Genomic DNA, 7,640 nt, shown 5'->3' with positions numbered 1-7,640 from the left:
GGTCTATGTTAAGGGCCATCCCGGGGATTTCGATAATTGGGCGGAACGCGGTGCAACCGGTTGGAGTTATTCGGAAATTCATCATTGCTTTGAGCGAATGGAAGAGGTTCGAGCCTCGAACGAGGCGATCATAGACAATAAGGGACGAGGAAGGTCGGGCCCGATTGGGGTGGGCATTCGTTCACCCGTCATACCTGCTGCTCGGCAGTTCGTGCAAGCCGCCGAGGCTGTTGGAATTCCGTCAGGAGACTATAACGGTAGCGGGCGGAACAATCCGAATGGTGTCGCCTCGCTTGTCCAGACGAACACCCGCAACGGTCGCCGCTCGAGCACCTATCACGGCTACTTGGAAGGCGACGCCGAGGATAGGGCCAACTTGACAATAGTCACCGGAGCACAAGTCACCAAACTGCTACTCGATGGCGAGGGAGACGAACTTACCTGTCGGGGAGTCGAATATCGTGATTCCGAGGGAGTTCGGCATGCGATCCATAGCCGGCGTGAAACCATTCTTTCCGCTGGTGCGGTAGGGTCGCCGCATCTTCTGATGCTGTCTGGTATCGGTTGTCGGCGCGAGCTTGAAGCAGTTGGCATTACTTGCCGCCTTGATAACCCACACGTCGGGAAACATCTGAAGGACCACTACCAAGTCCCGTTGGCATTCAGAGCTCCAGGCGTTGGGGTTCCGCTGGGCGATTTGCTTTTGTCTGCCGGCCCCGATTCATTGCGTGGACCCAATGGACCATTGCCCGAAGACCCTGCTGAGGATGCCAACCTGTCGCCCGAGCAAGGGGCGATAAAACGTGAAGCCGAGCGTCGACTTGAGGAATGGACCGAGCATGGGACAGGATATGCATCGTCGTCGATCTACGATGGGATCAGCTTCTTTTCGACTGGACTTGGCGATGACCATACTCATGACGCCCAGATCGGATTTGTGCCTACCTGTTATGGGCGCGACGTTATTGGGGATCGCCTGCTGATCGATGTGGAGCAGCTATTCGAGAACCCTGACACCGTTTTCGAACCAGAGGCAGAGAACGTAATAATTCTTGCGAGCAATTGCGTCCCTCACAGTGAAGGCGAATTGATCATCGCAAGTGCCGATCCCGCGGTACAGCCGCAGATCAGGCTCAACTATTTCGACGATCCTCACGATCTCAAGGTCATGGTTGCCATTCAGCGCAAGGTCTTTGACATCGCGGCCAATTGGCCTGGCGGACTAGGTGACTGGCTGGCACCTCCCAAACTATCGGAGCTACACGGCTATCGTCATGGTGATAGGCCTAGCGATGCCATGCTGGAGAATATGGCACTGCATTTCGCGATGACGGTCTATCACCTGTCTTGCACCTGCCGCATAGGTGATGTCGTCGATGAACGACTGCGCGTGAAAGGTGTAGGAAACCTGCGAATTGCAGATGCCAGCATCATGCCCGAAATTCCCAGTGGGAATATAAATGCTCCCTGCATCATGATCGGAGAACGGGCTTCAGACCTAATTCGGCAGGATCACCCAACGACGGCAGAATCGGCATAGCAGCTGGGCAGACTTGCCCCTCGACAAAGTGCCCGGGTGAGGGCAGGGCGCGGCGTCATGGACAATACATTCAAGCTTCCGAACGACTGCGTGGACATGCGCGAGGTGCGTCAGGGTGTGGACGCGACCGATCGCCAGCTGATGGAACTGCTTGAGCGGCGCTTCGGCTACATGCGTGCCGCCGCGCGGATTAAGAGTGACCGCAACGTGGTCCGTGATGAGGCCCGCAAGGCTGAGGTTGTGGCAAATGCAACCAGTGATGCGGCGAAGCTAGGATTGCCGAGCGAGCAGATTGCCCAGATATGGGATATGCTTGTCGAATGTTCGATCAATTTCGAGTTAGACGAGTGGGACCGACTGAGATCTTGATCAACGCCCGATCGTGCGGCCGGAAACATTGCCCGTTTTCAGGTCCAACTCATCGCCATTAATCGCTCGATCCTGAGCATCCCACTGCTCCTGAGTCTTGCATACCCGGGATGCGGTCCGAAACCCGGTATTCCGGATCTGGCGGCAAATACGCTTCGGCTTCTCTTTTTTGGCTTCTGCTTCGGGTGCCTGATCCTGTTCGCCATCGCTGGCAGCAGTGGCAACGCTGGGCACAAGCGCCATTGCAGCAACGAACATTAATACATGCCTCGACTTCATGGCGACCACTACTCCTAGAGAAAAAGTAAATACGTCCGAACAGGTGGTTATCGGCAGTGTTTAGGTATGTCTATACTAACTTCCGGGGGTCGCGTTCCAATGAACTCAAGACGCCACGGAGAGTGCGAACTTCAAGGTGGTTCCAGCCCGGCTTGGTCAGAACACCGCGAAGTGTCCTACGGGTCGCATCGGCGCGTGCTTCCGGGAGAAAATAGCCCTTTGGATCGAGCAAGCGCTCGAGGTGTTCGATCAAACCTTCCAGTTCTTCCTGCGGAGCGGGAGGTAGCAGCTCTTCGTGAGTGGGCTGCACAAGCTGCTCGTTCTTCGACCACTCATAGGCGCAAAGTATCACCGCCTGGGCAAGGTTGAGCGACCCGAAGTCTGGATTGATCGGCACCGTAAGGATCGCTCGGGCGAGCGCGACATCTTCGGTTTCGAGCCCGGAACGCTCGGGCCCGAAGAGGAAAGCGCTGCGGCCGACATTGCCGGCCATTTCACGTGCAGCTTGTTCAGGGGTCAGCACTGGCTTGGTGACGCCGCGCTTGCGCACGGTCGTGGCGTAGACGCGCGCGCAATCGGCCACTGCCTCAGCAGTGGTCGAATAGACCTTGGCCTTTTCGAGCACGATGTCCGCTCCGGCCGCCGCAGGTCCAGCGGACGGGTTGGGCCACCCATCTCGCGGCTCAACGAGGCGCATTTCGGTAAGTCCGAAATTGAGCATAGCCCGCGCAGCCTTGCCGATATTCTCGCCAAGTTGCGGTCGGATCAGGACGACGACTGGCTTGAGCGTGTCAGCCACCTTTCGCCGCTTCCTGCACCGTGCTGGCGAATTCCTCGAAGTCGCGCGCCTCGCTGAAGTCGCGATAGACGCTGGCGAAACGAATATAGGCGACGCTGTCGAGCTGTCGCAGGCCATTCATCACCATCTCGCCGATGCGCTGCGATGAAACTTCTGCTTCACCCGCGGTTTCGACTTGCCGCTGAATTCCGGATACGAGTTGATCGATCCGCTCCTGCGGGATGTCGCGTTTGCGGCAGGCGAGTGTGATCGATTGCTCGAGCTTGCCGCGATCGAACGGCTCGCGTCGGTCGCCGCTCTTGACCACGGTCACTTCGCGCAACTGTACGCGCTCGAATGTCGTGAAGCGCCCGCCGCAGCTTGAGCATTGGCGCCGGCGACGGATCGAGGTGTTGTCCTCGGTCGGCCGGCTGTCCTTTACCTGGCTGTCATCATGCGCGCAGAAGGGGCAGCGCATCTATGGGCGAATTCGCTTGTAAAGCATAATGCCGGCGCCGGCGATCAGGCCGACTGGCCAAGTCACTACCGGGAGGAGACCAGCTGCAACCGCACCCACGACCGCGCCGGTCAGCACCGGCTTGGTCGACGGGTGTGCCATGCCTTCCTTGGCCATTCCCTTCAGTTCCGCTGTAGCGTCGGGAATGAGCTTGTGATCCTGGTGGTTCGGTTCGCGGTCATCCATCGTCGTTCTCCTCAACGCCCCGGATAGACCGGGAAGGCTGCGCAGAGTTCGGCAACCTTGCTGCGCACGCGTTCCTCCGCCTGGCCGTCGCCTTCGGGGCCGTTGCGCGAGAGTCCGTCTACCACTTCGGCGATCAGCGCGCCAACCTGCGTGAACTCCACAGGGCCAAATCCGCGTGTCGTTCCCGCCGGAGTGCCCAGGCGCACACCGCTGGTCACAAACGGGCTGCGGGTGTCATAGGGAATTCCGTTCTTGTTGCAGGTCAGCCAGGCTCGATCGAGCCCTTTTTCGGCGTCCTTGCCCGTTACGTCCTTGGCAGTGAGGTCGACGAGCATCGAATGGTTGTCGGTGCCGCCGGAAACGACGCGCAGCCCGTTTGCCTCGAGGCTCGCGGCCAAGGCGCGGGCGTTTTCGACTACGCGGTGCGCGTATTCCTTGAAATCAGGACGCAGCGCTTCACCAAAGGCAACCGCTTTGGCCGCGACAACATGCATCAGCGGACCGCCCTGCAAGCCGGGGAATACCGCCATGTTGAGCGGCTTGGTCAGCGCCTCATCATCCCACAGAATGACGCCTGAACGCGGTCCGCGGAGCGACTTATGCGTGGTGGTGGTGACGACATGGGCGTAGGGGAAGGGGGAAGGGTGCGCACCACCGGCCACAAGGCCCGAGATATGGCTCATGTCGACCATCAGGTAGGCGCCGACTTCGTCTGCAACCTTGCGGAAGCCTTCCCAATCCCACACACGTGAATATGCGGTTCCGCCGGCGATGATTAGCTTGGGCATGTTGGCCTTGGCGATAGCCATGACCTCATCCATGTCGATGCGCTCATCATCCTTGCGGACGCCGTAGCTGACGGGGTTGAACCACTTGCCGCTCATGTTGACGGGCGATCCGTGGGTCAGGTGACCGCCCGAGTTGAGATCGAGGCCCATGAAGGTGTGGCCAGGCTGCAGCAGCGCCAGGAACACCGCCTGGTTCATCTGGCTCCCGGAATTCGGCTGCACATTGGCAAAGTTGCATCCAAACAACTGCTTGGCGCGTTCAATCGCGAGTGTTTCGACTACATCGGCATAGTCGCAGCCGCCATAGTACCGCTTGCCCGGATAGCCTTCGGCATACTTGTTAGTGAAGACCGATCCGGTAGCTTCCAGCACCGCAGAGGAGGCGATGTTTTCGCTTGCGATCAACTCGATCTTGTCTTGCTGGCGCTTCAGCTCCTTGCGGATGGCGCCGTAGATTTCGGGATCGGCTTCCGCGAGCGTGTCGTGCCAGAAGCGGTCCATCGGGTCGCGGGTGTTATTGGCGGGCTGGGAAGCCAAATCAGATCTCCGGATTGGATAGCTTATCGACGCGGCGCTGATGGCGGCCGCCGGCGAATTCAGTTTCGAGGAATGCGGACAGACATGCTTTGGCCATGTCGATCCCCATCAATCGCGCACCCATGGCAATGCAATTGGCATCGTTGTGTTCGCGCGCAAGCGAAGCGGAAAGTGGCTCGGACACCAAAGCGCATCGCACAGCAGGATTGCGGTTCACGGAGATCGAAATGCCAATCCCCGAGCCGCATAAGGCAATGCCGCGTTCAGCGGTGCCGTCGGCCACGACCGCTGCCAGGCTGTAACCAAAATCGGGATAATCTACGCTGTCTTTCGTTTCCGGACCAAGGTCTGCAACTTGATGGCCCAGTTCGATCAGCCATTCGCGCAGTTCATCCTTGAGGTCGACTGCGGCATGGTCGGAGGCAATGGCGATTCTCATGGCCGCGCACATAGGGGTTGAAGGCGATTCTCGCCACCCCGCTGCGGTGCTTTTGCCCTGAGACCGGGAAAGCGCCGCGAAGGACCTTGACCCCAGACCCTCCTTCGCGTCTTTCTTGGCCGTCGAAGGGGAGAACTATGCGGAACTGGGCCTTTTTTATCGGTACCTTGGCGGCCGCCTTGTTGCTGGCAGTGAAGGCGACGACTCCGCCGACACCACCGACGATGAGCGCCGATCCCAGCGTGGCTTCCATCGAGGGCGCCTTCGCGCAGGTCGAGCGTATCGCGACCGAGCCGCATTCGACGGGCTCGGCCGCCAATGCCAGGGTGCGGGCATATCTGCTTTCCCGGCTCGAAGAGCTCGGCCTCACGGTGAAAACGACGTCTGGCGTCATCGATAGCAAATCGCAGGAGAAGCTCGATCACTGGCGCGGCGAGAAATCCGCGGAGCCGACCGGCTTCGTCAATGTCGTGGGTATCCTTGAGGGACAGGACCCGCAGTTGCCCGCTATCGGTCTGATGGCGCATCACGACAGCGTGTGGGGTTCTCCCGGGGCTGCCGACGATACGGCGGGCGTGGCGGTCATTCTCGAGACGGTTCGTGCCCTAGCCGCCCAGGGCAAACCCCGACGCAGCATCGTCGTCATCTTCACCGATGCCGAAGAGCTTGGCCTGGTCGGCGCATTTCAGTTCTTCAGGGAAGACCCGCTTGCCGAGAAAATCGGGGCCGTGATCAACCTCGAGGCACGCGGGGGCGGCGGCATTGCGAGCATGTTCCAGACCGGACCGGGTAATCGCGAGAGCGTCGAACTCTACGCGAGCACGGTCGAGCATCCGGCGACCTCGTCGCTCTCGGCCTATCTCTATTCGGTTCTGCCCAACGATACCGATCTTACCGCAACGCTCGAACGCGGCGGTTACGCTGCCTACAACATTGCCTTTATTGGGCGGTCGGGGCTCTACCATTCTCCGTTGGCGACGCCAGAAAACCTCGATCGCGGCGCGCTCAACCACATGCTTGGCCAAACGCACGCGCTTGCCAAGGCTCTCGCCAATGCGGAGGAGCTGCCGCAAGCGACAAGCGACGCGGTGTTCTTCGATGCGTTCGGGGTTACGACTATCGTCTATTCACCATGGCTGGGTTGGGTCATGCTTGCTCTCGCCGCGCTCGGCTTCGCGATTGGATATCGGGGAAGAGGAGCGGGCGATCGCGGTATTTTGGGTGGAGCCACCCGCATGATGCTGCTGCTGCTCGTTGGCGGCGCCTTGCTCTTTGGTCTCAATCTCCTTTCAGGAGCCGGGACCGGGGCAGGGTACTATGATCGGCTCGCGGCCATCCCCAAACTCACCATAATGGTCGGGCTGGCGCTGCTCGCCTGCGTTTCCCTCCTTTGGGGCGGGAAAGGGCATGGCCCGACAGCACGCCTGGGAGCGGCGTTGCCGTTATTGGCAATCGCAGTCGCTTCGCAGTGGTTCGCACCCACGGCTGCCTATTTCATCGTTGTCCCTGTGATGCTCGTCGGGTGCGTCGAAGCGATCCGGGCCCTGAACAGCGAGGGATTGGGCAGGGTATCTGCAGGTGTGGTCGCTGCCCTTGTGACGGGGTATCTTCTCGCGCTCGGTTGGCAGATCATGCAGGGCGTGGGGCCTGCCATGCCCTACGCAGTGGTATTGCCCGCCGGGCTTGCTGTGATTTCCTTGTTGCCGCTGTGGCCCGAACAAAAACGCCCGCGAATGCTCGCGGGCGTCTTGTTGGTGGCGGCCGTTGGAACGGCCTTGTGGGTTCGCTTCGACCCCATCCCGCCGACTGTCGCGGTCTACTCCCCGCTCAAGCCGGCCTGAACGTGACCTACTGATCGAGGAACGAGCGCATCTTGCGGCTGCGGCTCGGGTGCTTGAGCTTGCGCAGCGCCTTGGCTTCGATCTGGCGGATACGCTCGCGGGTAACCGAGAACTGCTGGCCGACTTCCTCGAGTGTGTGATCAGTGTTCATCCCGATGCCGAAGCGCATGCGCAGCACGCGTTCTTCGCGCGGGGTGAGCGAGGCCAATACCCGGGTGACCGTTTCCTTGAGGTTGGCCTGGATCGCCGCGTCGACCGGGATGATCGCATTCTTGTCCTCGATGAAGTCACCGAGGTGTGAATCCTCCTCATCGCCGATCGGCGTTTCGAGGCTGATCGGTTCCTTGGCGATCTTCATCACCTTGC

At 60.0% G+C, this 7,640-nt stretch carries 10 protein-coding genes; 3 read left to right on the top strand and 7 right to left on the bottom strand.

All coding sequences use genetic code 11. From position 1 onward, the window contains the following. Positions 1-1,540, top strand: a 1,540-nt coding sequence (locus AAFM29_RS15165; protein WP_341713623.1) for a GMC family oxidoreductase N-terminal domain-containing protein, incomplete at its 5' end; no start/stop codon positions are given. 57 nt (positions 1,541-1,597) lie between these two features. After that, a complete protein-coding gene (locus tag AAFM29_RS15160) occupies positions 1,598-1,909 on the top strand; it encodes a chorismate mutase (RefSeq protein WP_341713622.1) in 312 nt (103 codons plus the stop codon). Here the strand turns inward: AAFM29_RS15160 and AAFM29_RS15155 are convergent, their stop codons facing one another. From AAFM29_RS15155 to rpiB, 6 genes are all read right to left on the bottom strand, one after another. Then, positions 1,910-2,188, bottom strand: coding sequence for a hypothetical protein (locus tag AAFM29_RS15155; protein WP_341713621.1), 279 nt, complete (start codon positions 2,186-2,188; stop codon positions 1,910-1,912). It abuts the gene before it with no gap. Between the two features lie 70 nt (positions 2,189-2,258). Further along, positions 2,259-2,987 carry an RNA methyltransferase gene (locus AAFM29_RS15150; protein ID WP_341713620.1) on the bottom strand — a complete coding sequence of 243 codons (729 nt, stop codon included), beginning with the start codon at positions 2,985-2,987 and terminating at the stop codon, positions 2,259-2,261. Continuing rightward, entirely contained in the window at positions 2,980-3,444 is a 465-nt protein-coding gene (gene nrdR, locus AAFM29_RS15145; protein ID WP_341713619.1) for a transcriptional regulator NrdR, read from the bottom strand. Before nrdR ends, AAFM29_RS15150 begins: the two co-directional genes overlap by 8 nt. Continuing rightward, entirely contained in the window at positions 3,445-3,669 is a 225-nt protein-coding gene (locus AAFM29_RS15140; RefSeq protein WP_341713618.1) for a hypothetical protein, read from the bottom strand. An 11-nt stretch (positions 3,670-3,680) separates the two neighbouring features. Beyond that, entirely contained in the window at positions 3,681-4,958 is a 1,278-nt protein-coding gene (gene glyA, locus AAFM29_RS15135; protein ID WP_341713628.1) for a serine hydroxymethyltransferase, read from the bottom strand. Between the two features lie 37 nt (positions 4,959-4,995). Further along, positions 4,996-5,433 carry a ribose 5-phosphate isomerase B gene (gene rpiB, locus AAFM29_RS15130; RefSeq protein ID WP_341713617.1) on the bottom strand — a complete coding sequence of 146 codons (438 nt, stop codon included), beginning with the start codon at positions 5,431-5,433 and terminating at the stop codon, positions 4,996-4,998. 137 nt (positions 5,434-5,570) lie between these two features. On the opposite strand from rpiB, the gene AAFM29_RS15125 reads away from it, so the two are divergent. Continuing rightward, the gene (locus AAFM29_RS15125) at positions 5,571-7,274 is read left to right on the top strand and encodes a M20/M25/M40 family metallo-hydrolase (protein WP_341713616.1); all 1,704 of its coding nucleotides are present in this window, start codon (positions 5,571-5,573) and stop codon (positions 7,272-7,274) included. Positions 7,275-7,281: 7 nt separating this feature from the next. Here AAFM29_RS15125 and AAFM29_RS15120 read toward each other — a convergent pair. Then, positions 7,282-7,640 (bottom strand): sigma-70 family RNA polymerase sigma factor (locus AAFM29_RS15120; RefSeq protein ID WP_341713615.1); only part of this gene is annotated, 359 nt, incomplete at its 5' end.

The organism is Erythrobacter sp., assembly GCF_038133525.1.
Lineage (GTDB): Bacteria > Pseudomonadota > Alphaproteobacteria > Sphingomonadales > Sphingomonadaceae > Qipengyuania.
The sequence above is the reverse complement of the archived record's forward strand: the minus strand, read 5'-3'. Positions and strand labels throughout refer to the sequence as shown.

Excerpts from the sequence above, each read along its gene's own strand:
- AAFM29_RS15160 (WP_341713622.1), top strand. The coding sequence starts at position 1,598 with ATGGACAATACATTCAAGCTTCCGAACGACTGCGTGGACATGCGCGAG.
- AAFM29_RS15155 (WP_341713621.1), bottom strand. The coding sequence starts at position 2,188 with ATGAAGTCGAGGCATGTATTAATGTTCGTTGCTGCAATGGCGCTTGTG.
- nrdR (WP_341713619.1), bottom strand. The coding sequence starts at position 3,444 with ATGCGCTGCCCCTTCTGCGCGCATGATGACAGCCAGGTAAAGGACAGC.
- AAFM29_RS15140 (WP_341713618.1), bottom strand. The coding sequence starts at position 3,669 with ATGGATGACCGCGAACCGAACCACCAGGATCACAAGCTCATTCCCGAC.
- glyA (WP_341713628.1), bottom strand. The coding sequence starts at position 4,958 with ATGGACCGCTTCTGGCACGACACGCTCGCGGAAGCCGATCCCGAAATC.
- rpiB (WP_341713617.1), bottom strand. The coding sequence starts at position 5,433 with ATGAGAATCGCCATTGCCTCCGACCATGCCGCAGTCGACCTCAAGGAT.
- AAFM29_RS15125 (WP_341713616.1), top strand. The coding sequence starts at position 5,571 with ATGCGGAACTGGGCCTTTTTTATCGGTACCTTGGCGGCCGCCTTGTTG.